Here is a 26,490-nt window from a genome sequence, read left to right as displayed (position 1 = left end):
CTGCGTGAAGCCCTGTTTGCTACAGCGACGTACGAAGGACCCGCGATGACCCTTGATGACGCCAGCCGGGACCGCCTCGGTGCCCTGCCGACCGCGAACATCGGCGACGCCATGGAGCGCCTGTTCGTGATGGAGGCACCGATCAAGAGTGTCTGGCCTGGCGCGCGCATGGTGGGTCCCGCGTTCTGCGTGCTGACGGCGCCCGGCGACAACAAGGCCATCCACTCGGCCATCGACGAGGCCGCAGCGGGTGATGTCATCGTCGTCGCCGCCGGCGGATACGCGGACCGGGCCCTCATCGGGGAGCTCATGGCCGGGCGGGCGGCGGCGCGCGGCCTGGCCGGGATGGTCATCGACGGTGCGGTGCGCGACGCACAGGACATCGGCGCGATGCGGTTCCCGGTCTTCGCGCGCGGCATCACCCCGGCCGGTCCTTACCGGAACGGCCCGGGCCGTCAGCAGATCCCCGTCGCGATCGGCGGAGTCGCGGTCTGCCCGGGCGATGTCGTCGTGGGCGACGACGACGGCGTGGTGGTCATCCGCCGGCAGGAACTGGACGCGGTGCTCGCGCGGGCCGAAGCGAAGCATGCGGCCGAAGCGACGCAGCGCGCCGAGATCGGTGTCTGACCGCGCCGAGGTGGCCAGTTCCGGTCGAGACGGACAGGCGCGCCTGTCCATCTCGACCGGAAGTGGCCACCTCGGTGGCGCGGGTGCGCGTTACTGCTCGGGCGCCTCGGCCGTGGGGGTGACGATCTGCGGCGCGGAGTTCGTCGACCCGCCCGCCGTGGTCACCCGGCGGCTGCGCGAGCGGCCCTGACCGGGCTGCTTCGGCTCGGGCAACGCCTCGAGCACGGAGTCGAGGAGCTGCTCCGTGACCTGCTTGCTCACGGTGCGCTTGGAGCGCGGCGACTTCTTCACCGGGATGTCGAGGATCGCGACGGGGCCCGTGGTCTCGGCGGCGCCGGCCACCTCGGGGGCCGGGCCCGCCGCATCCGTCGCGTGCGGCTTTGCAGCGGATGCCGGGGCCGGCTTCTCCTGCCCTGATGCCGTGGCGGGTGCGTCGCTCGGCTCGCCGATGTTGATCGAGCCGGTCGTCGGGTGCAGCGTGCTCGCCGCGATCATCGCGAGGGCCTGTTTGGCGTCATCGGTGATGGCGTGCACGGCCTTGTCGGTGTGCTGGCCGGTGCTCGAACCGTTGTGGTTCGACCCGTTGCCGCCGTTGCCGTTGCCCTTGCCGCTGCGCGTGCGGCGTTCCTGCTGCGGCTGCGGCGTCTGCTTGTGCTTCAGCACGGGGTCGTGGTGCACCACGATTCCGCGGCCGGCGCAGACCTCGCAGTTCTCGCTGAACGATTCGAGGAGCCCGAGGCCGAGCTTCTTGCGGGTCATCTGCACGAGGCCGAGCGAGGTGACCTCGGCGACCTGGTGCTTGGTGCGGTCGCGGCTGAGGCATTCGACGAGGCGGCGGAGCACGAGGTCGCGGTTGGACTCGAGCACCATGTCGATGAAGTCGACGACGATGATGCCGCCGATGTCGCGCAGGCGCAGCTGCCGCACGATCTCCTCGGCAGCCTCGAGGTTGTTCTTGGTGACGGTCTCTTCGAGGTTGCCGCCGGAACCCACGAACTTGCCGGTGTTGACGTCGACGACGGTCATCGCTTCGGTGCGGTCGATGACGAGCGAGCCGCCGGAGGGCAGCCACACCTTGCGGTCGAGCGCCTTCTCGATCTGCTCGGAGATGCGGTACTCGTCGAACGCGTCGCGGTCGCCCTCGAAGCGCTCCACCCGCTCGAGCAGGTCGGGCGCGACCTGGCGCAGGTAGTTCTCGATCGTGGCGCGGGCCTCGTCACCGGAGATGACCATCTTCTGGAAGTCCTCGTTGAAGACGTCCCGCACGATCTTGATGAGCAGGTCGGGCTCGCTGTGCAGCAGGGCGGGCGCGCCGACGGTCTCGACCTGCGTGCTGATGTCGGCCCACTGCGAGGTGAGGCGGTTCACGTCGAGCTTCAGCTGCTCGTCGGTCGCGCCCTCGGCAGCGGTGCGCACGATGACGCCCACGTTCTCGGGCAGGACCTCTTTGAGGATCTTCTTGAGGCGGGCGCGCTCGGTGTCGGGGAGCTTGCGGCTGATGCCGTTCATCGACCCGTTGGGCACGTACACGAGGTAGCGGCCCGGCAGCGACACCTGGCTGGTGAGCCGGGCGCCCTTGTGGCCGACCGGGTCCTTGGTGACCTGCACGAGCACCTTGTCGCCGGGCTTCAACGCCAGCTCGATGCGGCGGGCCTGGTTGCTGTTCGACGCCTTCTCGGCGGCCGCGTCCCAGTCGACCTCGCCGGAGTAGAGCACGGCGTTGCGTCCGCGGCCGATGTCGACGAACGCGGCCTCCATGCTCGGCAGCACGTTCTGCACGCGGCCGAGGTACACGTTGCCGATGAGCGACGCGTCCTGGTTCTTGGCCACGTAGTGCTCGACGAGTACGCCGTCTTCGAGCACGCCGATCTGGATCTTGTTGTTCTTGGCGCGCACGACCATCGTGCGGTCGACGGACTCGCGGCGGGCGAGGAACTCGGCCTCGGTGATGACCGGGCGGCGGCGCCCGGCGTCACGGCCGTCACGGCGGCGCTGCTTCTTCGCCTCCAGGCGGGTGGAACCCTTGATGCGCTGCGGCTCGGTGATGAGGTCGGCCTCGCGCGGGGTGCGCACCTTGACGACGGTGTTCGCCGGGTCGTCGGAGCCGCCCTGGTTCTCCTCGCCGGAACGGCGGCGGGCGCGCCGGCGCACGGTGGAGACGGGCTCCTCGTCGTCGTAGCGGTCGGAGCGGCGGTCGTCGCCCGTGCGCTCCGGAAGCGGCGGCAGGTCGGGGGCCTGGAAGATCAGCGACGTCGTCGGGCGCCGCGCCGGCGTCGCCGACGGAGCTGCGGCATCCGTTGTCAGGGTGTTGTCTTCAGCGCCGGCGTCGGGACTCTGAAACCCGAACGCCTGGCCCGCTCCCGTCGGCGCCGTCGCCGTGCCTTCGGTGGCGGTGGCCGGTGCGGGCTCGGCAACGGATGCCGGCGGCTCGGGCTGCCGGGCCGCCGGCGCTTCAGGCGCATCCGGTGCCTCGACCGGGGTCTCCCGCGGCGTCGTCACCGGCTGCCCGCCTGTGGAGAGCGCTGCCCTCCGGGATACCTTGCGCGTTCCGAACAGGCCTTTACGCCTCTTGTTTTCGTTTTCTTCCACCATCTCTGGTGCGCTCCTTGACCGGTCTGGGTGGCCGCGCCACCCATCCGGGTACTCTCTCGTGCGAAGTGACGCCGGGGCGTTCCCTCACAAATCCTTCTCCGACGCAACCGGCTCTTGGCTCTGGTTGCTAATACCTTTGGTCGTGGGACCAATGAATTCGGGCGTTGACCGCCCATTAAGCCTTCTTGGCGTTGGCGCGAGCGCGGCTCGGCCTACCCGTCGATTATCGCACGGTATCGACCGGAGCCGGTGCCGACGCGTGGGATAATCCCATGGTGCCTGTCACCGCCCACACCAAACGTCCCGTCGGTCTCGCTGTTTTCCTCGTCGTGGCGGCGGTGATCGGCTTCGCCGCCGCCTTTGCGCTGACGCTCGACAAGTTCGCGCTGCTGGAGAACGCCGACGCGCAGTTGTCGTGCAACTTCAGCGTGCTCATCGGCTGCTCCACCAACCTGTCGTCGCCGCAGGGCGCGGTCTTCGGCTTTCCGAACCCGTTGATCGGGCTCGCCGGGTGGAGCATCCTCGGCACGATCGGGGCCGCCATCCTCGGCGGCGCCCGCCTGTCGCGCTGGTTCTGGATCTGCACGAACCTGGGGGTCGCAGCCGCGCTGGCGCTGGTGATCTGGCTGATCACGCAGAGCATCTTCGTGCTCGACGTGCTGTGCCCGTGGTGCATGGTCACCTGGGCGGTCACCATTGCGAGTTTCTGGGCCGTGACGCTCTACAACCTGAAATCCGGACGTATTCCCGTACCGGCATCCGTTCGTCGCGCCGCCGCAGGCGCCTTCTCGTGGATCGTCGTGATCACCCTCGCCAGCTACCTGGTGGTGGCCGTCATCGCCCAGCTGAAGATGGACTTCCTCAACCGCCTGTAACTGCCTCGAGACCCCACTCCCCTGGCCGCGAGTGAGCACTTTTTGCGGGAATGCCGCAGCTATTCCCGCAAAAGCTGCTCACTCGCGTGAGCGGGAACGGTGAGTGAAGGCGTCAGGCGAACCAGAGGGCGAGCTCGCGGGCGGCGGACTCGGGCGAGTCGGAGCCGTGCACGAGGTTCTGCTGCACCTTGAGGCCCCAGTCGCGGGCGAGGTCGCCGCGGATGGTGCCGGGCGCGGCCGTGGTGGGGTCGGTGGTGCCGGCCAGCGACCGGAACCCCTCGATCACGCGGTTGCCCGCGATGCGGAGCGCCACGATGGGGCCGCTCTCCATGAACTCCACGAGCGGCTCGTAGAACGGCTTGCCCTCGTGCTCGGCGTAGTGCTTCGCGAGCAGCGAGCGGTCGGCCTGCAGCAGCTTCACGTCCACGAGCGAGTACCCCTTGGCCTCGATGCGACGCAGGATTTCCCCGGTGAGGTTGCGGGCGACCCCGTCGGGCTTGACCAGGACGAGGGTTTCTTCGACGGCGTTCATACGCTCTCTTTCTGACGATCGATACGGGTGCCGCTTACCATGCAGTAGGTCCACATGGCGGCGAACATGGCTCCTACGAAGAACAATCCCGGGTTGAGAAACCCGGATGCGACGACGATGGCCTGGATGATCCAGCCAACCACGTAGGCGAACGAAAACCTAAGCAGGGCGATCGTCGCGAGCATGACGAGGCAGAGGATGCCGCCCCCGGCGAGTGCGACGACCGGCGGCAGCGCCTGCAGTCCGAAGAGCACCAGGGCGGCAAGGAACACCACGATGACCTCGAAGCCGAGAACAATGGATGCGAGGGATCGCTTCACGGAGCGCGGGGCCCGGCGGGGCTCGGGGTCACTCATCGGGTCATCCACTCCCCCGCCTCCGCGATGGCGATGGCCTCGCCGACGAGCGCGATGGAGCCGGTGACGAGCACGGCACGGCGGGGTGACTCACGCGCCCACTCCCGCGCATCCTCCAGGGCCTGCTCGACGTCGCCGGAGCGCTGCGTCTTCTCCTCGCCGAACCAGTCACTGACGCGGTCCGCGAGGTCGTCGACGGGCACCGAACGGTCGGAGTGGGACTGGGTGACGAAGTAGCGGTCCACCATCGGGTCGAGCGCGGCCAGGATGCCCGAGGCGTCCTTGTCCCCGAGCACGCCGACGACCGCGCCGATCTCATCGAAGTCGAAGTAGGTGCTGAGGGCGCCCGCCAGCGCGGCCGCGCCGTGCGGGTTGTGCGCGGCGTCGACGAGCACGGTGGGCTCAACGCCCACGAGCTGCAGGCGGCCGGGCGAGGTCGCCGCGCCCAGGCCCTCGGCCAGCACATCCCCGACCAGCGCCTGCGTGCCGGCGCCGAGGAACGATTCGACCGCGGCGATCGCCACGGCTGCGTTCTGCGCCTGGTGCTTGCCATACATGGGCAGGAACAGGTTGGAGTAGGTTCCGGCGAGGCCACGCACCGAGATCATCTGGCCGCCGACGGCCACCGTGCTGTCGGTGAGCTCGAAGGCGTCGCCCTCGGTGGCGAGGGTGGACTCGGTGAGCTCGGCGGCCCGCTCGAGCTCCTCCTGGCCCTCCTCGGTCTGCAGCGCGGAGACCACCCGGGCGGCGGGCTTGATGATGCCCGACTTGGTGCGCGCGATCTCGGCCACGGTGTTGCCGAGGCGCGCCATGTGGTCGAGGGCGATGGGCGTGAACACCGCCACCTGGCCGTCGGCGACGTTCGTGGAGTCCCACTCCCCGCCCATGCCCACTTCGATCACCGCGACGTCGACGGGCGCGTCGGCGAAGCTCGCGAACGCCAGCGCCGTCAGGGCCTCGAAGAACGTCAGCGGCTCGGCGCCCGTGGCGAGCAGCTCGGCGTCGACCATCTGCAGGTAGGGCTGGATGTCCTCCCAGTTCGCCGCCAGAGCCTCGTCGGTGATGGGAACACCATCGATCACGATCCGCTCGTTGAGCCGCACGAGGTGCGGGCTGGTGAGAAGCCCCGTGCGCAGCCCGTAGGCCCGCAGGATGCTCTCGGTGATGCGGCTGGTGCTGGTCTTGCCGTTGGTGCCGGCGATGTGGATGATCGGGTACGCCGCCTGCGGGTCGCCCAGCAGCTCCATCACCCGGCGGGTGGGCTCGAGCCGGGGCTGCGGGTTGGCCTCGCCGACACGTCCGAGGAGTGCCTCATAGACGGCGTCGCCGGCTTCACGCCACCGGTCGGCGCCCGAATCGCTCTGGTCAGACATCCGTCAGTCCCTCCTGCTTCGAAACGGCCGCCAGGAACGCGCCCCGGTTGGCGTACTGCCCGGCCTCGAAGCGAACATAGTGCGAAGGCGCCGCGCCGAGGTAGGCCTGCAGCCATTCCGAGGGCAGCCCATCGGCGCCCTCGGGCCAGCCGTGCACGGCGAAGCGGGTGGCCAGGGTCTCGGCGGCGATGTCGACGGCGGATGCCGCACCCGCGATGGCCGCCTGGTCGCCGGCATCCGCGAACACCAGGTCGAGGCGGATGCGGTCGCTCACGTCGAACCCAGCGGACTTGCGGGTGTCCTGCACGGCGCGGATCACGTCGCGGGCGAGGCCCTCGGCCTCGAGCTCCGGCGTGGTGACCGTGTCGAGCAGCACGAACCCGCCGCCGGGCAGCAGCGCGAGCGCGGTGCCTGACTCGGACTGGCCGCTGCCGACGCTGAGCTCGAGATCGTACTCGCCGGGAAGCAGCAGGGTGCCGCCGGCCGTGACCGTGCCGTCGTCCTCGCTCCAGTCTCCCGCGCGGGCGGCCTTGATGACCTGCTGCACGTTCTTGCCGAGACGGGGACCGGCGGCCCGCGCGTTCACGGTGAGCTTGGAGGTGATCCCGTACGCTGCGGCGCTGCCCTCCTCGAGCTCCACGAGGCGCACCGCCTTGACGTTCACCTCGTCTTGGAGGATCGCCTCGAACGGTGCGAGGGCGGCGCTGTCGCCGGTGACGACGGTGAGCGAGGCGAGCGGGAGCCGAACGCGGAGACCCGCCTGCTTGCGGAGCGACAGCGTGGTGGAGCTGATGGCGCGCACCTGGTCCATGGCCGTCACGAGCGCGTGGTCGGCGGGGAACGCGGATGCGTCGGGCCAGTCGGTCAGGTGCACGCTGCGACCGCCGGTGAGGCCCTGCCAGATCTTCTCGCTGACGAGCGGCAGCAGCGGGGCGGCCACCCGCGTCACGGTCTCAAGCACGGTATAGAGGGTGTCGAACGCCTCGGAACCGACACCGGATGCGTCCACGCCGGTCCAGAACCGGTCGCGGGAACGACGCACGTACCAGTTGGTGAGCACATCGCCGAAGTCGCGCAGCTTTCCGGCGGCGAGGGTGCTGTCGAGCTGTTCGAGGTCGGCGGTGACGTCGTCGATGAGTTCGCGCGTCTTCGCCAGCAGGTAGCGGTCGAGCACGTCGGCGGAGTCGGTGCGCCAACGTGCCTCGTAACCGTTCTCGCCCGACGCGTTGGCGTACAGCGAGAAGAAGTACCAGGTGCTCCAGAGCGGAAGCATGAGCTGGCGCACGCCCTCGCGGATGCCTTCCTCGGTGACGACGAGGTTGCCGCCGCGAAGCACGGACGAGCTCATCAGGAACCAGCGCATGGCGTCGGACCCGTCGCGATCGAACACTTCCCGGACGTCGGGGTAGTTGCGCAGCGACTTCGACATCTTCTGCCCGTCGTTGCCGAGCACGATGCCGTGGCTGACCACGTTCTTGAAGGCGGGCCGGTCGAACAGGGCGGTCGAGAGCACGTGCAACGTGTAGAACCAGCCGCGGGTCTGCCCGATGTACTCCACGATGAAGTCGGCGGGGTTGTGGCTTTCGAACCAGTCCCGGTTCTCGAACGGGTAGTGCACCTGGGCGAACGGCATCGAGCCCGAGTCGAACCAGACGTCGAGCACATCCGTGATCCGGCGCATGGTTGACTGCCCGGTCGGGTCGTCCGGGTTCGGGCGGGTCAGCTCGTCGATGTACGGCCGGTGCAGGTCGGTGGGGCGCACGCCGAAGTCGGCCTCGAGCTCGTCGAGCGAGCCGTAGACGTCGATGCGCGGGTAGTCGGGGTTGTCGCTCTTCCAGACCGGGATCGGGGAACCCCAGTACCGGTTTCGGCTGATCGACCAGTCCCGGGCTCCGGCCAGCCACTTGCCGAACTGGCCGTCCTTCACGTTGTCGGGAACCCAGGTGATCTCCTGGTTCAGCTCCACCATGCGGTCGCGGAACTCGGTGACGCGCACGAACCAGCTCGACACGGCCTTGTAGATCAGCGGGTTGCGGCACCGCCAGCAGTGCGGGTAGGAGTGCTCGTAGCTGGCCTGGCGAAGCAGCCGCCCCTCGGCCTTCAGCAGCTGCGTGAGCGGCTTGTTCGCGTCGAACCAGAGCTGGCCGGCCACGTCGGGAACGCTCGGCAGGAAGCGCCCGCCGTCGTCGAGCGAGATGATCACGGGGATGCCGGCGGCCTCGCAGATCTTCTGGTCTTCCTCGCCGTAGGCGGGCGCCTGGTGCACGATGCCGGTGCCGTCCTCGGTGGTGACGTAATCGGCCACGAGAACAGTCCAGGCGTTCTGCGTGCGCCAGGTGTCGGCATCCGCGTAGTAGTCGAACAGGCGGTCGTACGACACGCCCTCCAGCTCGCGGCCGGGGATGGTGCGCTCCACCGCCGCCCGCGCCTCCTCGGCGGAGTCGTAGCCGAGGTCCTTGGCGTAGTTGCCGACGAGGTCGATGGCGAGCAGGTACTCCGCGCCGAGCGCGTTCGTCTCGGCCCGTTCGACGGCGGGGGCAACGGATGCTTCGTCGCGGTCCTCGGCGACCAGCTGTTCGCGCATGACGGTCGCGTCCGGCGTTCCGTTCGGACCGGCCGGCACCACCGCGTACTGGATCTCCGGCCCCACGGCGAGGGCGAGGTTCGTCGGAAGCGTCCACGGCGTGGTCGTCCAGGCCAGCGCCCGCACGCCGGTGAGGCCGAGGCTCTCGGCGCGCGCGCCGACCAGCGGGAACGTGACGGTGACGGTCTGGTCCTGGCGCATCGTGTAGACGTCGTCGTCCATGCGCAGCTCGTGGTTCGACAGCGGCGTCTGGTCGCGCCAGCAGTACGGCAGCACCCGGTAGCCTTCGTAGGCGAGGCCCTTGTCGTAGAGCTGCTTGAAGCCCCAGATCACCGACTCCATGAAGGTCACGTCGAGGGTCTTGTAGCTGTTCTCGAAGTCCACCCAGCGGGCCTGGCGGGTGACGTACGCCTGCCACTCGTGGGTGTAGCGGAGCACGGCGTCGCGGGCGGCCTTGTTGAACGCCCCGATGCCCATCTTCTCGATCTCGCTCTTGTCGGTGATGCCGAGCTGGCGCTCCGCCTCAAGCTCGGCGGGCAGGCCGTGGGTGTCCCAGCCGAAGCGGCGGTGCACCTGCTTGCCGCGCATGGTCTCGAAGCGGGGGAAGAGGTCCTTGGCGTAGCCGGTGAGCAGGTGTCCGTAGTGCGGCAGGCCGTTGGCGAACGGCGGGCCGTCGTAGAAGACCCACTCCGGCGCGCCCTCGCGGTTGTCGATGGACGCCTGGAAGGTGCCGTCCTGCTTCCAGAACGCGAGGATCTCGGTCTCGATCGCCGGGAAGTCCGGTGAGGCCTGCACGCCCCGGCTCGGGGTGCGGAAGGAATCCGCGCTGCTGGACTGATCCTTGGGGTACGACATGCTGCTCCTGGACGGGCGTGAGACGGAAATTCTGGCCTGTTCCACGAGGACGAACAGTCACCTTCCGGAAACCGCCGCGGTACCACCTCGCTTGTCGCCTTCCGACGACCGCTCGTTGCGGCTGTGACGGGCCAACCCGTTCGGTTCTACTGGGCGGGCAGCGGATGCCTGCTGTTCTTCCGAAGACTCACCGGTGATGGCCGGTTCACTGTCGTTGCCGACAATCCTATCCCGTTCGTGAAACAGGAGATTCGAGGACGGCACGCTTGATGGGCCGGCACGCCCCATGGTTTTCCTGTTTCAGGCGTGGCAGACGGGATGAGGCGCGCGCTCGCAGGGAACGCGAGCATTCCTCTTGACGCCACGCCGCCGGCCTCTGGAGAATATGAATCACAGGCGAAGATCCGTTCACGGCAGAACGACTCTTCCCGCGGTCCCCGTCACTCCTCGGGCCGGACTGGCTCATTCCGGCACAGGATCGATTCAGGAACGAGCGCATGCTCGACCGTTTGAAACATCAACGCCCTGCTGCATGCCGGTGCGTATGACTCCATCGGGATCAGCAGGGTCTCACCTCTCTGGAAACCCAGGCCCGAAATGAAAGCCCTTCGTACGACCTTCGCGGCGGCCATCGGTGTCGCCGCCTTGCTCCTGGCTGCCGCACCCGCACACGCGGCACCGGCCCATGCAGCGCCGATGAGCAACACCACCTGCGCCAGCGGGACGATTGCCTCCGGCACCTACAACAACCTCACCGTGACGGGGGTGTGCACGATCCCCGATGGTGCGAACGTCACGGTGCGCGGACATCTCACGCTCGCCGCCGGCTCCGAACTCAAGGCGGTCACGGCGTCCACCGTGATGATCAGGGGCAACGTGCTGGTGGGACCCGGCGCCAAGCTCGGCCTCGGCTGTTCCGAAGCCCTGACGCTGCCGGCCTTCCCCGGCGGACCGACGATCTGCCCGAACGGTGTGTCACACGACCAGGTCAAGGGCAGCATCGTGGCGAACCAACCGCTCACATTGCTGCTGGACGGCCTGACAATCCATGGAAACCTGGTTTCGGTGGGCGGCGGCGTTCCCGTTCCCGGGGACAACCCCGGTTGCGAGGAAATGGGCGGCGCGCTGAACTTCCCGGTCAAGGACAACGTCATCCACGGCAACGTCCACATCAGCGGCTGGCAAGGCTGCTGGTTCGGGTTCATCCGCAACGTGCAGCACGGAACCACGAGCCTGATGTCGATCGACACCTCGTCGAGTGACTCCAACGAGATTGTCACCAACACCATCCACGGCAGCCTTGTCTGCCTGGGAAACTCGCCTGCGCCGCAGGTGGGCGACTCGCACGGTGAAGCAAACATGGTCACCGGTCACCGCATCGGGCAGTGCGCTTCGCTGTAACCCGCCCGACCGGCAGGGGCCACCATCCGTCGTGTGATGGTGGCCCCGCGCCGTCAGGAGTCTCGGCCAGTCACGAGTCTCGGCTTGTCGTGAGTCGAGGCTTGTCGTGAGTCGAGGCTTTTCGCATTTCGATGCGGCTGAGGTCACGGCTGGCTGAATCGGCCCCGGAATCCCTCGCAGACCGGGGCGATGGCCGCGTCGACGTAGGGTGCCAGGTTCCCGCGGGCCACCCCCGCGCCGGCCCACTCGACGGCCGCGGCCGCGGCCGCGGACAGCACGGCGACGGCGAAGCCGCGGCACAGCAGCCCGTCGGCCCCGTCCGCCCGACGTGCGACGAAGCCGGCGAGCAGGTGCGCCTGCGCCGACAGGCGCGACAGAGCGGATGCCTCGAGCTCGCCCGTGGTCGCCATCAGTTCCTGCTGGGTCAGGGCCCAGGGCACCCGCGCCGGGCCGAAGTCCGACGCGACGTCGAGCAAGGCCCGGCGTACGGCATCCGTCGGCTCACTCGGACCCGCCGCGCGCAACGCCGCCGGCAGGCGCTCGAGGCTCACGTCGACCTCCACCCAGAGCAGGTCGCTCTTGGCCTGGAAGTAGTTGAAGAAGGTGTTGCGGCTCACGCCGGCGTGCCGTGCGATCTGCTCGATGGTGGTGCGGGCGTAGGTCTGCTCGAGGAACAGCTCCGAGGCCGCTTCCTGCAGCATCTCCCGCGACGACCCGCGGGGCCTTCCGGGCCGGCCGGGCTCGTCCGGTCCACGTGCGTTCATGATCGCTACTCCCGAAGCTCTAGTATTGGAGGGACGCCCAGTTTATGGGCTGAGTCCACAAATTGCACACTCCGGTGTGGGAAAGCGATTCGATGCGACAGCGTGCGTCCACCCTCCTCATCGCCCTGGCGGCGGTCTCCGCGCTCGGCCTCACCGGGTGCAGCCCGGCATCGGTGACCCCGAGCGCCAGCAGCACCCCGGTGTCCGGCGGCACCCTCACCTATGCGTCGGGCGACGCGGAGCCCAGCTGCCTTGACCCGCACGTGGGCGGCAATTACCCACAGGCGCTGATCGCCACGCAGTATCTCGAGTCGCTCGTCTCCCGCAACGACAAGGGCGCCATCATCCCCTGGCTCGCGACGTCGTGGAAGGAGAGCGCCGATGGCCTCACCTGGGACTTCACCCTCCGCGACGGCGTGACGTTCACCGACGGCACCCCGTTCGACGCGGCCGCCGTGCAGGCGAACATCGCCCATGTGCAGGACCCGGCGACCGGCTCCTCCACGGGCTACCTCGCCCTGCAGAAGATCACCAGCACGGAGGCCGTCTCGCCGCAGGTCGTGCGCCTGCACCTCAGCGCTCCGGACAGCGCCCTGCTGGAGTCGCTGTCGCAGGTGTGGGTCGCCATGGAATCGCCCACGGCGCTGAAGCGCACGCAGGACGAGAACTGCGCGTCGCCGGTCGGCACCGGACCGTTCATGGTCACGAAGTGGGTGAAGCAGGACTCGGTGACCCTGGTGCGGAACGACGACTACACGCAGGGCCCGGCGGACTCCGCCCACACCGGCCCCGCCTACCTCGACAGCATCGTGTGGAAGTTCATCCCGGATTCCGCATCGCGGTACGCCGCGCTGCAGTCCGGCCAGGTGGACGTGATCGACAACGCGCAGCCCGACACGATCGTGCAGGCGGAGAAGAGCGACCAGATCGCGCACCTCGACGCACCCCGGCCGGGCGCGTCGAACCGCATCGAGCTGAACTCGGGCAAGGCGCCGTTCAACGACCCGCTTGTGCGGGAGGCCTTCATCCGCTCGGCAAACATCGACGCCGCCGTGAAGAGCCTGTTCTTCGACACGACGAAGCGCTCGACGTCGGCATTGTCGAGCGCCGAGGCACTCGCGGTCTCCCGGCCCGACCTCTTCGGCTACGACCCCGACCAGGCGAACCAGCTGCTCGATGCGGCCGGCTGGACCAAGCGCGACGCGGACGGCTTCCGCGTCAAGGACGGAAAGCGCCTGACTGTGGTGTTCCCGGTCAGCACCAACCAGTCCATCCCCGCGGAGCAGTCGCTGTTCGAGCAACTGCAGGCGACGGCGAAGCAGACCGGATTCGATGTGCAGTTGACGCCCATGGATCTCTCCAGCTGGTACGGCGCCCTTGCCGCGAACGACTACAACGCCGTGAGCGCCCCGTACACGAAGGTCGGCCCGGACGTGCTGCGCATCCTGTACCACTCCGACGGCATCACGCCGGCGCCGAGCGGCTACTTCGCGAACCTCGCCCAGGTCGACGACCCGAAGCTCGACGCGCTCCTCACCCAGGCCGCAAAGACCAGCGATCCCGACGCCCGCGCCGACCTCTACACGAAGGCGCAGAACCGCCTGCTCGAGGGTTTCTACCTCCTGCCGCTGTACGACCAGCAGAACCACTACCTCTACCGCACCACCGTGAAGGGGCTGCGGGCACTGCCGACGGTTTCGACGCCGACGTTCTACGACGCCTGGCTCGCTGCCTGACCCGCTGACTAAAGGATGCGAGAGAGCGGGTCACCGGCACCGGCGGCCGTCACGAGACGGCCGCCGGCTCGGCGTTCCCGGGGCCCGTTGCACCCGGTGCTGGTGCACAGCGCCGGCGGACTCTTCGTGCTGTGGGCGGTTGCGACGCTGACGTTCTTCGCCGTGCGCCTGATTCCGGGCGACCCGGCGCAGGCCGTGCTGGGCGGTCCCGGCTCCCAGGCGTCCCCCGAGGCGCTCGCGGCGGTACGCGCGGAATACGGCTTCGACCAGCCGCTCCTGGTGCAGTACCTGCGGGAACTCGGCCGCCTGGCCACCGGCGACCTCGGCCGCTCCTACGCCCTGAACATGGATGTCGCTCCCCTGCTGCTGGCCCAACTCGGCGGCACGCTCCTGCTCGCGCTGCTCGCACTGGCCGTCGCGTGGCTGCTCGCCCTCGCCCTCGCCACCTGGTCGACGCTCGGCGGCAAAACCGCCTGGGCGGTGGGGTCGGGGATCGAGATCACGGCCGCGGCCCTTCCCCATTTCTGGCTGGCGACCGCGCTCATCATCCTGTTCAGCACCTGGCTGGGGGTGCTGCCGCCGATCAGCACGCCCGGCCCGGTGGGGCTGGTGCTGCCGGTGCTGACCCTCGCGGTGCCGCTGGCCGGGTTCCTCGGGCAGATCATGCGCGAGTCGTTCCAGGCGGCGCTGGAATCGCCCTTCGTGCTGTCGGCGCGGGCGCGCGGCGAAGGCGAGCTCGGCATCCGCTTCGTGCATGTACTGCGGCATGCCGCCCTGCCGGCGGTGAACCTGTCGGGCTGGGCGTTCGGGTCGCTCATCAGCGGCGCCGTGGTGGTGGAGACGATCTTCGCCCGGCCGGGCCTCGGCCGCACCTTGCTGAACGCGGTGACCCTCCGCGATGTGCCGGTCGTGATCGGGGTCGTTCTGATCGTGGCGCTGGCATACATCCTGATGACGCTCGTCACCGACCTGGCCGGTGCGCTGCTCGACCCGCGCGGGAGGACTGCGTGAGCGAACTCGAGGTGCAGGCCACACTCAGCCGCGGCGAGCGGTCGCGGTCGCGCGGGCGGCGGGTGACGCCGTTCGAGGTGCTCGCGGTCGTCGTCGCGCTGTTCCTGCTGGTGGCCGGCCTCCTGCCGGGGCTCCTCGCCCCCGGCGACCCGCTCGGCATCGACCCTGCCGCGGCCTTCCAGCCACCGTCGCCGGCGCACTGGTTCGGGACCGACGAGTCCGGCCGGGACATCTGGACCCGGGTGGTGCACGGCGCGGGAACATCGCTCGTAATCGGCTTCGCGGCCACGGCCATCGGCCTCGGGGTGGGACTGGTGCTCGGCACGATCGCGGGGATGCTCGGCCCTGCCGTGGACTTCAGCGTCAACCGCCTGCTCGAGGTGCTCTTCGCCTTCCCCGGGCTGCTGCTCGCGCTCCTGTTCATCCTCATCTTCGGCCCCGGCGTGTGGACCGCCACCGTCGCCGTGGGACTCTCGGCGTCGCCCGGGTACGCGCGCATCATCCGCGGCCAGCTCCTGGCCGTTCGGCGCTCCTCGTTCGTCGAGGCGGCGACCGTGCTCGGGCGCACCCGGCGGCAGCTGCTGCTGCGCCACATCCTGCCGAACACCCTCGCCCCGCTGTTCGTGCTCGGCACGCTCGGCGTCGGACAGGCGATCGTGTGGGCGTCGGCCCTCAGCTACCTCGGGCTCGGCGCGCAGCCTCCGGCCGCCGAGTGGGGCGCCATGCTCTCCGCCGGGCGCACCTACCTCACGACCGCCTGGTGGATGAGCTTCTTCCCGGGCCTCGTGATCGTGCTCACGGCCGTCGCGGCCACGGTGCTCGGCCGGGCGATCGAGAGACGGGCGCGGTACGCATGAGCGCAGAGCCGAACACGGGCGACGCCCCCTCCGCCGTCGCCCGGGTGCTGAACCTCAGCGTCGTCTTCGGCGGCACTCCCGTCGTCAGCGGCGTCTCGTTCGACGTCTCGGCCGGCCGCTGCCTCGCCCTGGTCGGCGAGTCCGGCTCCGGCAAGAGCGTGACCGCCCGCAGCCTGCTCGGCCTCGCCGGAGCCGGCGCCCGGGTGGAGGCCGACGCGCTCGCCGTGGCCGGCTCATCCGTGCTCGGGCTCTCGGAGCGCGCCTGGCGCCGCCGCCGCGGCAAGGATGTCGGCCTCGTGCTGCAGGACGCCCTGGTGTCCCTCGACCCGCTCCGGCCGGTCGGTCGGGAGGTCGCCGATTCCCTGCGACTGCACATGCCGCTGGACGCCGTGGCGCGGCAGGCCCGCGTGCGGGAGCTTCTCGCGGCCGTTGGCCTGCCCGACGCCGGCGAACGGATGCGACAGCGCTCCGGCGAGCTCTCCGGCGGGCAGCGCCAGCGGGCCCTCATCGCCGCCGCCATCGCCCTCGACCCGCCCCTTCTCATCGCCGACGAACCCACCACCGCCCTCGACGTCACCGTGCAGGCACAGATCCTCGACCTCCTGGAAAACCTGAAAGCCGCCGGCACCGGCATCCTGCTGATCAGCCACGACCTCGCCGTGGTGAGCCGCATCGCCGACGACATCGCGGTGATGGCGGAGGGTCGAATCGTGGAGTCGGGACCGGCGGTGCGGGTGCTGGCCGCGCCCACGCATCCGATCACCCAGCGGATGCTCGCCGCCATCCCCGCAGACAAGCCCCGCCACACCGCCCTCGCCCCCACCTCCACAGACACGCGAGTCGTTGGTAGTGGTCGCAACAGGTCGGCAATAGCGACCACAACTAACGACTCGCGTGGAGAGACGGGCGGGGCGCGGGAGGTGGTGCTCGAGGCGCGCGGGCTCGTGAAGTCGTTCCGGCGGCCCGGCGGCGGGCAGTTCCTCGCCGTGGACGACGTGTCGTTCCGGCTCGAGCGCGGCACCACGCTCGGGATCGTCGGGGAGTCCGGGTCGGGCAAGACCACAACCGCGCGCCTCGCCCTCGCGCTCACCGCGCCCGACGCCGGCGAGGTGCGCCTGCTCGGCCACCCGTTCACCGGAATACCGGAGAACGAGCGGCGCGCCCTGCGGCCCGCGATCGGCGCGATCTACCAGGACGCCCTCGGCTCCTTCGATCCCCGCTTCACCGTGCAGGACATCCTCCTCGACGCGGTGACCGGCGGCAGAAGGAGCGGGCCCGCGGCATCCGCCCGCGTGCGGGAGCTGCTCGACGCCGTCGCACTGCCGGCGACACTGCTCGGCCGGCGCCCGCTGTCGCTCTCCGGCGGCCAGCGGCAGCGCGTGGGCATCGCGCGGGCGCTGGCCGCCCGGCCCGACGTGCTCGTGTGCGACGAGCCGGTCTCGGCCCTCGACGTGACGGTGCAGGCGCAGGTGCTCGACCTCCTCGACGAGCTGCAACGGGAGCGAGGGCTCAGCCTGCTGTTCATCTCGCACGACCTGGGCGTGGTGCAGCACATGAGCGACCGTGTCGCGGTGATGCAGAACGGATGCATCGTGGAGACCGGCGAGGCGTCCGCTGTTTTCGCCGACCCGCGGCATCCGTATACCGCGCAGCTGCTCGCCGCGGTGCCCCTTCTCCCCGCCTGACCGTCTCCGCGAGTGCGCCCGAACTGCCGCCTCCGACCGCGCGAGGCGGCAGAAAGCCCGCACCCGCGATGGGAGGCCGGAGGCCAGCCGCCGTCCGGTAGATTAGAGGAGACAATCAGGCACCTCACCACCGACACGGTGCCGCCTATACGAACCGGAGACCCATGAGTACTGCCGACCGCGTCCCTGAAAAGCCAGCCCTCGAAGGACTGGAATCGAAGTGGGAGGCCATCTGGGAGAACCGCGGCACCTACCGGTTCGACCGCGAGTCCGCCAGCCGCGACTCCATCTACTCCATCGACACGCCCCCGCCGACCGCCTCCGGGTCGCTGCACATCGGGCACGTCTTCTCGTACACGCACACCGATGTCGTGGCCCGGTTCCAGCGCATGCGCGGCAAGAGCGTGTTCTACCCCATGGGCTGGGACGACAACGGCCTGCCCACCGAGCGCCGGGTGCAGAACTACTACGGCGTGCGGTGCGACCCGTCGCTCCCCTACGAGAACGACTTCGAGCCGCCACACGAGGGCGGCGACGGCAAGAGCATCAAGGCCGCCGACCAGAAGCCCATCAGCCGGCGCAACTTCATCGAGCTGTGCGAGCGGCTGACCGCCGAAGACGAGAAGCAGTTCGAGGCGCTGTGGCGCACCCTCGGCCTCTCCGTCGACTGGACGCAGACCTACCGCACCATCGGCCAGGAGGCGCTCTACACCTCGCAGCTCGCGTTCCTCGGCAACGTCCTGCGCGGCGAGGCCTACCAGGCCATGGCCCCCACCCTGTGGGACGTCACGTTCCGCACCGCGGTCGCACAGGCCGAGCTGGAAGACAAGGACCAGGCCGCCGCGTACCACCGCGTGTCGTTCCACCAGCAGGGCGGCGGCACCGTTGACATCGAGACGACCCGCCCGGAACTGCTGGCAGCCTGCGTGGCGCTCGTCGCGCATCCGGACGACGAGCGTTACCAGGCGCTCTTCGGCACCACCGTGCGCACGCCCGTCTTCGACGTGGAGGTTCCCATCGTCGCGCACCACCTCGCGCAGAAGGACAAGGGCAGCGGCATCGCCATGATCTGCACCTTCGGCGACGTGACCGACGTGGTGTGGTGGCGCGAGCTAGACCTGCCCAACCGGGCCATCATCGGCTTCGACGGCCGCATCATCTCCGACGCACCGGATGTCATCACCTCCGAGCGCGGTCAGGCCGCCTACCAGCAGATCGCCGGCAAGACCGTCTTCTCCGCGAAGCAGGCCATGGTGGAGCTGCTCCGCGAGAGCGGGGACCTGATCGGCGAGCCGAAGCCGATCGTGCACCCGGTGAAGTTCTTCGAGAAGGGTGACAAGCCGCTCGAGATCGTCTCGACGCGGCAGTGGTACATCCGCAACGGCGCCCGCGACGAGGAACTCCGGGCCCGCCTCATCGCGCACGGCACCGACCTCGACTGGCACCCCGACTTCATGCGCGTGCGCTACGAGAACTGGGTGAACGGCCTCACCGGTGACTGGCTCGTCTCGCGGCAGCGCTTCTTCGGTGTGCCCCTGCCGGTCTGGTATCCGCTCGATGCCGACGGCAACCCGGTCTACGACCAGCCGATCCTGCCCACCCGCGAGCTGCTGCCGGTCGACCCGTCCTCCGACCCGGCGCCCGGCTACGACGAGAGCCAGCGCGGCCAGGCCGGCGGGTTCGTCGGCGAGGTCGACGTGATGGACACCTGGGCCACCTCCTCGCTCACCCCGCAGCTCGCGGGCGGCTGGGAGCGCGACCCGGCGCTCTTCGACCTCGTCTACCCGTACTCGTTGCGGCCGCAGGGCCAGGACATCATCCGCACGTGGCTGTTCTCCACCCTCCTCCGCTCCGAGCTGGAGCACGGCCGCTCCCCGTGGGCGAACGCCGCCCTGTCGGGCTTCATCGTGGACCCCGACCGCAAGAAGATGTCGAAGTCCAAGGGCAACGTGGTCACCCCCGCCGACATGCTCGAGCAGCACGGCTCCGACGCGGTGCGCTACTGGGCCGCCTCCTCGCGTCTCGGCACCGACGCCGCGTTCGACCCGAAGAACCCGACCCAGATCAAGATCGGCCGCCGCCTGGCCATCAAGATCCTGAACGCGTCGAAGTTCATCCTCGGGTTCGAGGGGGCCGCCGACGCCCCGGTCACCGAGCCCATCGACCAGAGCATGCTCGCCACCCTGGCCCTGGTCATCGAGCAGGCCACCGCCGCGTTCGAGAACTACGACCACGCCCGGGCGCTGGAGGTCACCGAGAACTTCTTCTGGACGTTCTGCGACGACTACCTCGAGCTGGTCAAGGAGCGCGCGTACGGGGAGCCGGGCGACGCGCAGGCATCCGCTGTGGCCGCCCTGCGCGTGGCCCTGTCCGCCATGCTGCGCCTCTTCGCCCCGTTCGTGCCCTTCGCCACCGAAGAAGCCTGGTCCTGGTCGAACGACGGGTCGATCCACGCCGCCACCTGGCCGACCGTCGCCGAACTCCCCACCGAGGGCAACCCGGGGCTGCTCGAACTCGCCAGCCGGGCACTCACGGGCATCCGACGCGCGAAGACCGACGCGAAAGCCTCCCAGAAGACCCCCGTGGCATCTGCTGTAATTAGCGGTACAACGGATGAGACAACCCTGCTTTCGCAGGTAGCCTCAGACCTGAGGGCGGTGGGTCGCATCGACGACCTGTCGTTCGCGGAAGGCACCGAGCTGGCGGTGGCCGACATCGTGCTCGCCACGGTGCCGGAGAGTTAGGAGAAGCAATGGCAGTAACGGTACGTCCGCTCAGGGACCGGGATTTCTTCCCGTGGCTCGACCTGTTCGCGGGCTATTGCAGCTTCTACGAGGTGGAAGTCACCGATGAGAAGGCGCTGCGGGTCTGGAGCTGGATCAGCGACAAGAACCACGAGCTCGGCGGCGCTGCGGCGCACGACGACGACGGAAACCTGGTCGGGTTCGTGCACTACCGGGAGGTGCCGCACACCCTCACGGCGCGCCGGGGGCTGTTCCTCGACGACATCTACGTGAAGCCTGAGGGACGGAACGCCGGGGTCGGGCACGCGCTGATGGCCTTCGCCCAGGTATACGCACGCGAAAACGACCTCAGCACGATCGAGCTCGTGACGAAGCCTGACAACAAGGAAGCCCAGAAGCTCTACGACGCCCTCGGTGCCCGCACCGAGTGGCTGACGTACGAGATCGAGGTCTGAGATCATGCAGCTCGGAACCCGGTGGCCGCTGGGAGGTGACCTGCCCGACGGACTCCCCCACGTGATGGAGCTCGCCGTGCGCGCCGTGGAGGACGAGCTTGACGCCGTCGGCGACGACGCGCAGCAGTGGCGCTGGACGTTGACCTGGCTGGAGGGGAAGCCGGTCATCGAGCTCGACGACGGCACCGTCATCCGCTACAACGCGGGCGAGGACTCGGCGACCATCACCCAGCCGGCCGTGGAGAGCGCCGACGAGGACGACTGGATCTGAGCCGCTACGCGTTCGGCGCGGCCGGAGCCTTGCGTGCGAGGATCTCCCCGTGCGGCATGGCGAACCATCCGTCCGGGTCTTTCACCCAGGCGCGCCACGCGGCAGCCATCGTCCGGAGCTCGGCAAGGTCGGCCACGCCGGCCTGGATGGCGTGTGAGGCGAAGTCCGACTCGGTGGCCCGCTCGGCCCACGAATCACCCCACCACTCGCGCTCCAGTTCGGACGCGAAGCACCAGATGGATGCGCTCGAGCGCACCTCGGTGAACCCCGCCAGGTGGGCCCAGGCCTTCAGCGCGCGCCCGGCGTCGGGGTTGCCGCCGTTCCAGAAGTGCACGTCACGATAGACCCGCATCCATTCGGAGAGTCCTTCGGAGACCGGGTACCAGACGACTCCCCCGTAGTCGACGTCGCGGGCAGCGAACAGCCCGCCGGGTTTCAGCACGCGACGGATCTCGCGCATGGCGGCCACCGGATTGGCGACGTGCTGCAGCACCTGGTGCGCGTGCACGATGTCGAAGGAGGCGTCGGGGAAGTCGAGAGCGTAGACGTCGCCCACGCGGAACTCGGCGTTGGTGACCCCTTCGTCGTGGGCGAGGGCGGCGGCCTGCTTCACGATCGAGGCCGCCGCGTCGACGCCGGTGACCTTCCCGGGTGCGAGGCGACGGGCGAGGTCGACCGTGATGGTGCCGGGCCCGCAGCCCACGTCGAGCAGGGTCAGGCCCGGCTCGAGCTCCGGGATCAGGTAGGCGGCGGAGTTTTCGGCGGTGCGCCAGCTGTGGGTGCGCAGCACGCTCTCGTGGTGCCCGTGCGTGTACGTGTCACGCACAGCCTCGTCACGCGGGGCGGACTCGATGCCCTCCGGCATCTCCGGGTCGGCCGGCGCGTATTCGGGCGCGGCCGACTCGGGGTGAAGGTCAGGGCCGCCCGGTGCATCCGTCATGTGTCGAGTGTACGACTGGCCGACTGGTCCTGCGACGGACACCGCCTTCGCAGGTGCGCGCAGAAGGTCGCTTCCGGCCCGCACACGCGGGACGGTCCTTCCGCGAGTGCGGGCAATACGTCGCCTGCCACGCCCTGAGACGGCAGAAACTGCGCACCCGCGAAGAACGACGGGCGCGACGCGCAGCCGGCGACGGACATCCACGTTCGCCGGGTGCGGAGAACTGTCTACGCGGACTTCTCTTCGCGGCGTGCCTTGTGCGGCACGATCGTGGGTGCCGCATTGTGCAGCACCGCTTCGCGGGTGACGACGACGCGGGCGACCTCGGTGCTGGACGGCACCTCGAACATGATCGGCCCGAGCACTTCTTCCATGATCGCCCGGAGGCCGCGGGCACCGGTCTTGCGGAGCACAGCGAGGTCGGCGATGGCCTCGAGCGCCTGGTGGTCGAAGTCGAGGGCGACGCCGTCGAGTTCGAACATCCGCTGGTATTGCCGCACCAACGCGTTCTTCGGCTCGGTAAGGATCTGCATGAGCGCCACCTGGTCGAGCTGTGTGACCGTGGTGACCACGGGCAGACGGCCGATGAACTCGGGGATGAGCCCGAACTTGTGCAGGTCTTCGGGGAGGACCTCACTGAAGAGGTTCACGTCGTCGCCCTTGCTGTGCAGGGGGGCGCCGAAGCCGATGCCCTTCTTGCCCGCCCGCTGGGAGATGATCTCCTCCAGCCCGGCGAACGCGCCGGCCACGATGAACAGCACGTTCGTCGTGTCGATCTGGATGAACTCCTGGTGCGGATGCTTGCGGCCGCCCTGCGGCGGAACGGATGCGACCGTGCCCTCGAGGATCTTCAGCAGCGCCTGCTGCACGCCCTCGCCCGACACATCACGAGTGATCGACGGGTTCTCGGCCTTGCGGGCGATCTTGTCGATCTCGTCGATGTAGATGATGCCCGTCTCGGCGCGCTTGACGTCGTAGTCGGCGGCCTGGATGAGCTTGAGGAGGATGTTCTCGACGTCTTCGCCGACGTAGCCGGCCTCGGTGAGGGCGGTGGCGTCGGCGACCGCGAACGGCACGTTCAGCCGCTTCGCCAGCGTCTGCGCCAAGTAGGTCTTGCCGCAGCCGGTGGGGCCGATGAGGAGGATGTTGGACTTCGAGATCTCGACGTCGTCGTGCATGGCGTCGGCGGAGGTGAGTGTGCCCTTGGCGCGCACCCGCTTGTAGTGGTTGTAGACCGCGACGGCGAGGGCGCGCTTGGCGGCCTCCTGGCCGATCACGTACTCCTCGAGAAAGCCGAAGATCTCCTTGGGCTTGGGCAGGTCGAAGTCGCTGGTGCCCTCTTCTTCGCCGGCTTCGGCGAGGCGCTCCTCGATGATCTCGTTACACAGCTCGACGCACTCGTCGCAGATGTACACGCCTGGACCGGCGATGAGCTGCTGAACCTGCTTCTGGCTCTTCCCGCAGAAGGAGCACTTCAGCAGGTCGGCGCTTTCGCCTATTCGGGCCATCTGTCAGCCTCCTCCATTGGTATCGCTCATTCGAGCCTAGCCTGTGCTACCGACAATGTGCGCACGCCCCGCCCCGCGCGTCACACCGGATGAAACGCGAACGGCGCACCGCAGGAAATCAGCGGTGCGCCGTTCGAGAACGCCGGCCGGCGCGGGTCTACTTGACCAGGGTCGGCACGTTCTTGCGGGAAGTGAGCACCTGATCGATGAGGCCATAGTCGAGGGCCTCTGCCGCGCCGAGGATCTTGTCGCGGTCGATGTCCTTGTTGACCTGCTCCTTCGTGCGGTTGGAGTGGCGCGACAGGGTCTCCTCCAGCCAGGTGCGCATGCGCATGATCTCGGCCGCCTGGATTTCGATGTCGGACGCCTGGCCGCCGCCCTGGCCTGCGACGGCGGGCTGGTGGATCAGGATGCGGGCGTTGGGGAGCGCGAGGCGCTTGCCCGGTGTTCCGCCGGCGAGGAGCACGGCCGCCGCGGACGCCGCCTGGCCGAGGCACACCGTCTGGATGTGCGGGCGGATGTACTGCATCGTGTCGTAGATCGCCGTCATGGCCGTGAACGAGCCACCGGGCGAGTTGATGTACATGACGATGTCGCGGTCCGGGTCCTGGCTCTCGAGCACCAGCAGCTGAGCCATGACGTCGTCAGCGGATGCGTCGTCGATCTGCACGCCGAGGAAGATGATGCGGTCCTCGAAGAGCTTCGCATACGGGTCCTGGCGCTTGTAGCCGTACGCCGTGCGCTCCTCGAAGGTGGGCAGGATGTACCGGGCCTCGGCGGGCCGTGCGATGCCGCCGGCCTGCTGGCCGAAGTTCGTGAATTCCATGTCTTCCCGCCCTACTTCTTGTTCACTGAGTCGTCGGTTCCGCCGCCGCCGACCACTTCGGAGGCGAACTCCCGCAGGTGGTCGACGAAGCCGTACTCCAGCGCTTCCTGCGCGCTGAACCAGTTGTCACGGTCGTTGTCGATGAGGATCTGCTCGATCGACTTGCCGGTCTGCTCGGAGGTGAGCTCCGCCATCCGCTTCTTCATGTCGAGGATGACCTTGGCCTGCGTCTGGATGTCGGCGGCGGTGCCGCCGAAGCCGCCGGAGGGCTGGTGCAATAGCACGCGGGCGTTGGGGGTGATGTACCGCTTGCCCTTCGTTCCCGACGAGAGCAGGAACTGGCCCATCGACGCGGCGAGGCCGATCCCCACGGTGACGATGTCGTTGGGCACGAACTTCATGGTGTCGTAGATCGCCATGCCGGCCGTGATCGAGCCGCCGGGCGAGTTGATGTAGAGGAAGATGTCGCGCTTGGAGTCCTCCGCGGCCAGCAGGAGGATTTTCGCGCAGATCTCGTTGGCGTTGTCGTCACGCACTTCTGAGCCGAGCCAGATGATGCGGTCCTTCAGCAGTCGGTCAAAAACACCGGGAATGGGTGCCATGTCGGCCATGTGGCGCTCCGTTTCAGTTTGCGTGTTTCGAATCTATCGGAGCGGCCGGGCCCGGAAAGCCCTGTTCGCCCTCGGCAGATTGCCGCGTCGACGGATGCGAAGAGGGCCGGGTGTCGACAGACGCCCCGGCCCTCCTCACATCAGGTGCTACTTCTGGTCGGACTCGCTCGCAGCAGCGTCGGCATCCACGTTGTCCTCGTCGGCGTCGTCCTCGTCAGCCTCGTCGACGCTCGTGTCGACGGCGACGAACTCGCCGAGGTCGACCTTCTGGCCGTTGCTGTCGACGACTTCGGCCTTGCCGAGGGCGATCGCGAGGGCCTTGTTGCGGGCCACCTCGGCCACCATCGACGCGATCTGGCCGTTGCTGGAGAGCGCCTGCACGAACTCGCTCGGGTCCATGCCGTACTGCGCGGCGCCCTGGATGAGGAACTGGGTCAGTTCATCCTGGCTGACCTGGACCTTCTCTGCTTCGGCGATGGTGTCGAGGAGGATCTGCTGGCGGAACGTCTTCTCGCTCGCCTCGGTCACCTCGGCGCGGTGCTCGTCGTCCTCGAGGCGGTTCTCACCCTCGAGGTGGCGGTGCACCTCGTCTTCGATGATCGCGGCCGGGATGGGGATCTCGACGCCGGCGAGCAGCTGCTCGATGAGCAGGTCGCGGGCCTGGGTGCCCTGGCCGAACACCTTGGAGCGGGCGGCCTGCTCCTTGAGGCTGTCCTTGAGCTCGTCGATGGTGTCGAACTCGCTGGAGATCTGCGCGAAGTCGTCGTCGGCGGCCGGGAGCTCGCGCTCCTTGACGGCGAGGACGGTCACGGTGATCTCGGCGGTCTCGCCCTCGTGCTCACCGCCGAGCAGCTTGGACTCGAAGGTGGTGGTCTCACCGGCCGTGAGCGACTCGAGGGCGTCGTCGATGCCCTCGATCAGGTCGCCCGAGCCCAGCTCGTAGGAGATGCCGTTCGCGGTGTCGACCTCGGTGCCGTTGATGGCCGCGACCAGGTCGATCTGCACGAAGTCGCCGGAGGTGGCGGGGCGGTCGACGGTGACGAGCGTGCCGAAGCGGGCGCGCAGGTTGTCGAGCTCCTCGGCCACGTCCTCGTCGGACACCTCGACGGCGTCGACGGTGAGGGTGACGCCTTCGTAGGTGGGCACCTCGATCTCGGGGCGCACGTCGACCTCGATGGCCAGGAGCAGGTCTCCGCTGAAGTCCTTGTCGCTCGGCCACTCGACGATGTCGGCCTCGGGGCGGCCGAGGGGGCGCAGCTTGTTCTCGCTGACCGCTTCGCGGTAGAAGCCGTCGAGGCCCTCGTTGACGGCGTGCTCGAGCACGGCCGACTTTCCGACGCGCTGGTCGATGATCGCCGCCGGAACCTTGCCCTTACGGAACCCGGGCACGTTCATCTGCTCGGCGATGTGCCCGTAGGCGTGGGTGATGCTCGGCTTGAGCTCATCGGCCGTCACCGTGATGGTGAGCTTGGCGCGCGTGGGGCTCAGCTTTTCGATCGTGGACTTCACTAAGAATCTCCTGTTATTGGGACGATGTGCGTGGGGTCATGGTCGGGGCGACAGGATTCGAACCTGCGACCTCTCGGTCCCAAACCGAGCGCTCTACCAAGCTGAGCTACGCCCCGAGTCGCCATATCTCAACCCGACAGGCCGCCCTCTTGGCACGCAGAAATCGCGCGACAGGCGGACTGACCTTCGCCAGTCTACTGCAGGGTGCACTGCACAGGGCGCGGGGGCGCCACCGGCATGGCACGAAGCCGCCGTGAACCTGTACTACGATGTTCGAGTGCCTCACGACCGGGGCAACGGGGATGTAGCTCAATGGTAGAGCCTCAGTCTTCCAAACTGATCACGCGGGTTCGATTCCCGTCATCCCCTCTTCGACTG

At 68.8% G+C, this 26,490-nt stretch carries 21 protein-coding genes and 2 tRNA genes; 11 read left to right on the top strand and 12 right to left on the bottom strand.

Annotated features, from left to right (window positions below):
* Positions 1 to 45 precede the first annotated feature (45 nt).
* Positions 46 to 627, top strand: a complete 582-nt coding sequence (locus EEJ31_RS12395) for an RraA family protein (protein WP_123046606.1) — start codon at positions 46 to 48, stop codon at positions 625 to 627.
* Positions 628 to 717: 90 nt separating this feature from the next.
* Here the strand turns inward: EEJ31_RS12395 and EEJ31_RS12390 are convergent, their stop codons facing one another.
* Complete coding sequence (locus EEJ31_RS12390) at positions 718 to 3,219, bottom strand: Rne/Rng family ribonuclease (RefSeq protein WP_123046605.1); 2,502 nt, start codon at positions 3,217 to 3,219, stop codon at positions 718 to 720.
* A 272-nt stretch (positions 3,220 to 3,491) separates the two neighbouring features.
* Between EEJ31_RS12390 and EEJ31_RS12385 the strand changes: the two genes are divergently transcribed.
* A complete protein-coding gene (locus EEJ31_RS12385; protein WP_123046604.1) occupies positions 3,492 to 4,094 on the top strand; it encodes a vitamin K epoxide reductase family protein in 603 nt (200 codons plus the stop codon).
* A 112-nt stretch (positions 4,095 to 4,206) separates the two neighbouring features.
* Here EEJ31_RS12385 and ndk read toward each other — a convergent pair whose 3' ends face one another.
* Genes ndk through ileS form a run of 4 tightly spaced genes read right to left on the bottom strand, consistent with a single transcriptional unit; the run spans position 4,207 to position 9,794 of the window.
* Positions 4,207 to 4,626, bottom strand: a complete 420-nt coding sequence (gene ndk / locus EEJ31_RS12380; RefSeq protein ID WP_123046603.1) for a nucleoside-diphosphate kinase — start codon at positions 4,624 to 4,626, stop codon at positions 4,207 to 4,209.
* Positions 4,623 to 4,982, bottom strand: coding sequence for a DUF4233 domain-containing protein (locus tag EEJ31_RS12375; protein WP_123046602.1), 360 nt, complete (start codon positions 4,980 to 4,982; stop codon positions 4,623 to 4,625). Before EEJ31_RS12375 ends, ndk begins: the two co-directional genes overlap by 4 nt.
* Positions 4,979 to 6,355, bottom strand: a complete 1,377-nt coding sequence (locus EEJ31_RS12370; RefSeq protein ID WP_123046601.1) for a bifunctional folylpolyglutamate synthase/dihydrofolate synthase — start codon at positions 6,353 to 6,355, stop codon at positions 4,979 to 4,981. The genes EEJ31_RS12375 and EEJ31_RS12370 overlap by 4 nt, the downstream gene beginning before the upstream one ends.
* Positions 6,348 to 9,794, bottom strand: a complete 3,447-nt coding sequence (gene ileS / locus EEJ31_RS12365; protein ID WP_123046600.1) for an isoleucine--tRNA ligase — start codon at positions 9,792 to 9,794, stop codon at positions 6,348 to 6,350. The genes EEJ31_RS12370 and ileS overlap by 8 nt, the downstream gene beginning before the upstream one ends.
* A gap of 696 nt (positions 9,795 to 10,490) precedes the next feature.
* Between ileS and EEJ31_RS12360 the strand changes: the two genes are divergently transcribed.
* A complete protein-coding gene (locus EEJ31_RS12360) occupies positions 10,491 to 11,195 on the top strand; it encodes a hypothetical protein (protein ID WP_148040185.1) in 705 nt (234 codons plus the stop codon).
* 143 nt (positions 11,196 to 11,338) lie between these two features.
* Here the strand turns inward: EEJ31_RS12360 and EEJ31_RS12355 are convergent, their stop codons facing one another.
* On the bottom strand, positions 11,339 to 11,959 hold the full coding sequence (locus EEJ31_RS12355) for a TetR/AcrR family transcriptional regulator (RefSeq protein ID WP_123046598.1): 621 nt from the start codon (positions 11,957 to 11,959) through the stop codon (positions 11,339 to 11,341).
* Between the two features lie 92 nt (positions 11,960 to 12,051).
* Here EEJ31_RS12355 and EEJ31_RS12350 point away from each other — a divergent pair, with 92 nt between their 5' ends.
* The 7 genes from EEJ31_RS12350 to EEJ31_RS12320 all read left to right on the top strand — a co-directional run bounded on the left by EEJ31_RS12350 (position 12,052) and on the right by EEJ31_RS12320 (position 20,718).
* Positions 12,052 to 13,695 (top strand): ABC transporter substrate-binding protein, encoded by a 1,644-nt coding sequence (locus tag EEJ31_RS12350; protein WP_123046597.1) that lies wholly within the window; start codon positions 12,052 to 12,054, stop codon positions 13,693 to 13,695.
* Positions 13,696 to 13,710: 15 nt separating this feature from the next.
* Positions 13,711 to 14,706: an ABC transporter permease gene (locus tag EEJ31_RS12345; protein ID WP_123046596.1), complete on the top strand. Its 996-nt coding sequence runs from the start codon at positions 13,711 to 13,713 to the stop codon at positions 14,704 to 14,706.
* A gap of 62 nt (positions 14,707 to 14,768) precedes the next feature.
* On the top strand, positions 14,769 to 15,563 hold the full coding sequence (locus EEJ31_RS12340; RefSeq protein WP_233563883.1) for an ABC transporter permease: 795 nt from the start codon (positions 14,769 to 14,771) through the stop codon (positions 15,561 to 15,563).
* Entirely contained in the window at positions 15,560 to 17,248 is a 1,689-nt protein-coding gene (locus tag EEJ31_RS12335; protein ID WP_123046594.1) for a dipeptide ABC transporter ATP-binding protein, read from the top strand. The genes EEJ31_RS12340 and EEJ31_RS12335 overlap by 4 nt, the downstream gene beginning before the upstream one ends.
* 164 nt (positions 17,249 to 17,412) lie before the next feature.
* Positions 17,413 to 19,992 (top strand): valine--tRNA ligase, encoded by a 2,580-nt coding sequence (gene valS, locus EEJ31_RS12330; protein WP_123046593.1) that lies wholly within the window; start codon positions 17,413 to 17,415, stop codon positions 19,990 to 19,992.
* 8 nt (positions 19,993 to 20,000) lie between these two features.
* Positions 20,001 to 20,447: a GNAT family N-acetyltransferase gene (locus EEJ31_RS12325; protein WP_123046592.1), complete on the top strand. Its 447-nt coding sequence runs from the start codon at positions 20,001 to 20,003 to the stop codon at positions 20,445 to 20,447.
* Between the two features lie 4 nt (positions 20,448 to 20,451).
* A complete protein-coding gene (locus tag EEJ31_RS12320) occupies positions 20,452 to 20,718 on the top strand; it encodes a hypothetical protein (RefSeq protein WP_123046591.1) in 267 nt (88 codons plus the stop codon).
* Between the two features lie 4 nt (positions 20,719 to 20,722).
* Here the strand turns inward: EEJ31_RS12320 and EEJ31_RS12315 are convergent, their stop codons facing one another.
* The 6 genes from EEJ31_RS12315 to EEJ31_RS12290 form a co-directional block, all read right to left on the bottom strand.
* Positions 20,723 to 21,583: a methyltransferase domain-containing protein gene (locus EEJ31_RS12315; RefSeq protein WP_123046621.1), complete on the bottom strand. Its 861-nt coding sequence runs from the start codon at positions 21,581 to 21,583 to the stop codon at positions 20,723 to 20,725.
* Positions 21,584 to 21,885: 302 nt separating this feature from the next.
* Positions 21,886 to 23,166 (bottom strand): ATP-dependent Clp protease ATP-binding subunit ClpX, encoded by a 1,281-nt coding sequence (gene clpX, locus EEJ31_RS12310; RefSeq protein WP_123046590.1) that lies wholly within the window; start codon positions 23,164 to 23,166, stop codon positions 21,886 to 21,888.
* A gap of 157 nt (positions 23,167 to 23,323) precedes the next feature.
* Positions 23,324 to 23,992: an ATP-dependent Clp protease proteolytic subunit gene (locus EEJ31_RS12305; RefSeq protein ID WP_123046589.1), complete on the bottom strand. Its 669-nt coding sequence runs from the start codon at positions 23,990 to 23,992 to the stop codon at positions 23,324 to 23,326.
* Positions 23,993 to 24,003: 11 nt separating this feature from the next.
* A complete protein-coding gene (locus tag EEJ31_RS12300) occupies positions 24,004 to 24,603 on the bottom strand; it encodes an ATP-dependent Clp protease proteolytic subunit (protein ID WP_123046588.1) in 600 nt (199 codons plus the stop codon).
* Between the two features lie 147 nt (positions 24,604 to 24,750).
* Positions 24,751 to 26,112 (bottom strand): trigger factor, encoded by a 1,362-nt coding sequence (gene tig, locus EEJ31_RS12295; protein WP_123046587.1) that lies wholly within the window; start codon positions 26,110 to 26,112, stop codon positions 24,751 to 24,753.
* Positions 26,113 to 26,151: 39 nt separating this feature from the next.
* Positions 26,152 to 26,228 (bottom strand) — tRNA-Pro (locus EEJ31_RS12290).
* A gap of 182 nt (positions 26,229 to 26,410) precedes the next feature.
* On the opposite strand from EEJ31_RS12290, the gene EEJ31_RS12285 reads away from it, so the two are divergent.
* Positions 26,411 to 26,481: transfer RNA gene (locus EEJ31_RS12285), tRNA-Gly, on the top strand.
* Positions 26,482 to 26,490: the final 9 nt, after the last annotated feature.

Origin of the sequence: Cryobacterium tepidiphilum, from assembly GCF_003716325.1 — a bacterium.
Lineage (GTDB): Bacteria > Actinomycetota > Actinomycetes > Actinomycetales > Microbacteriaceae > Cryobacterium > Cryobacterium tepidiphilum.
Note: the sequence above shows the minus strand (reverse complement) of the source record. Positions and strands in the feature narration are given on the sequence as shown.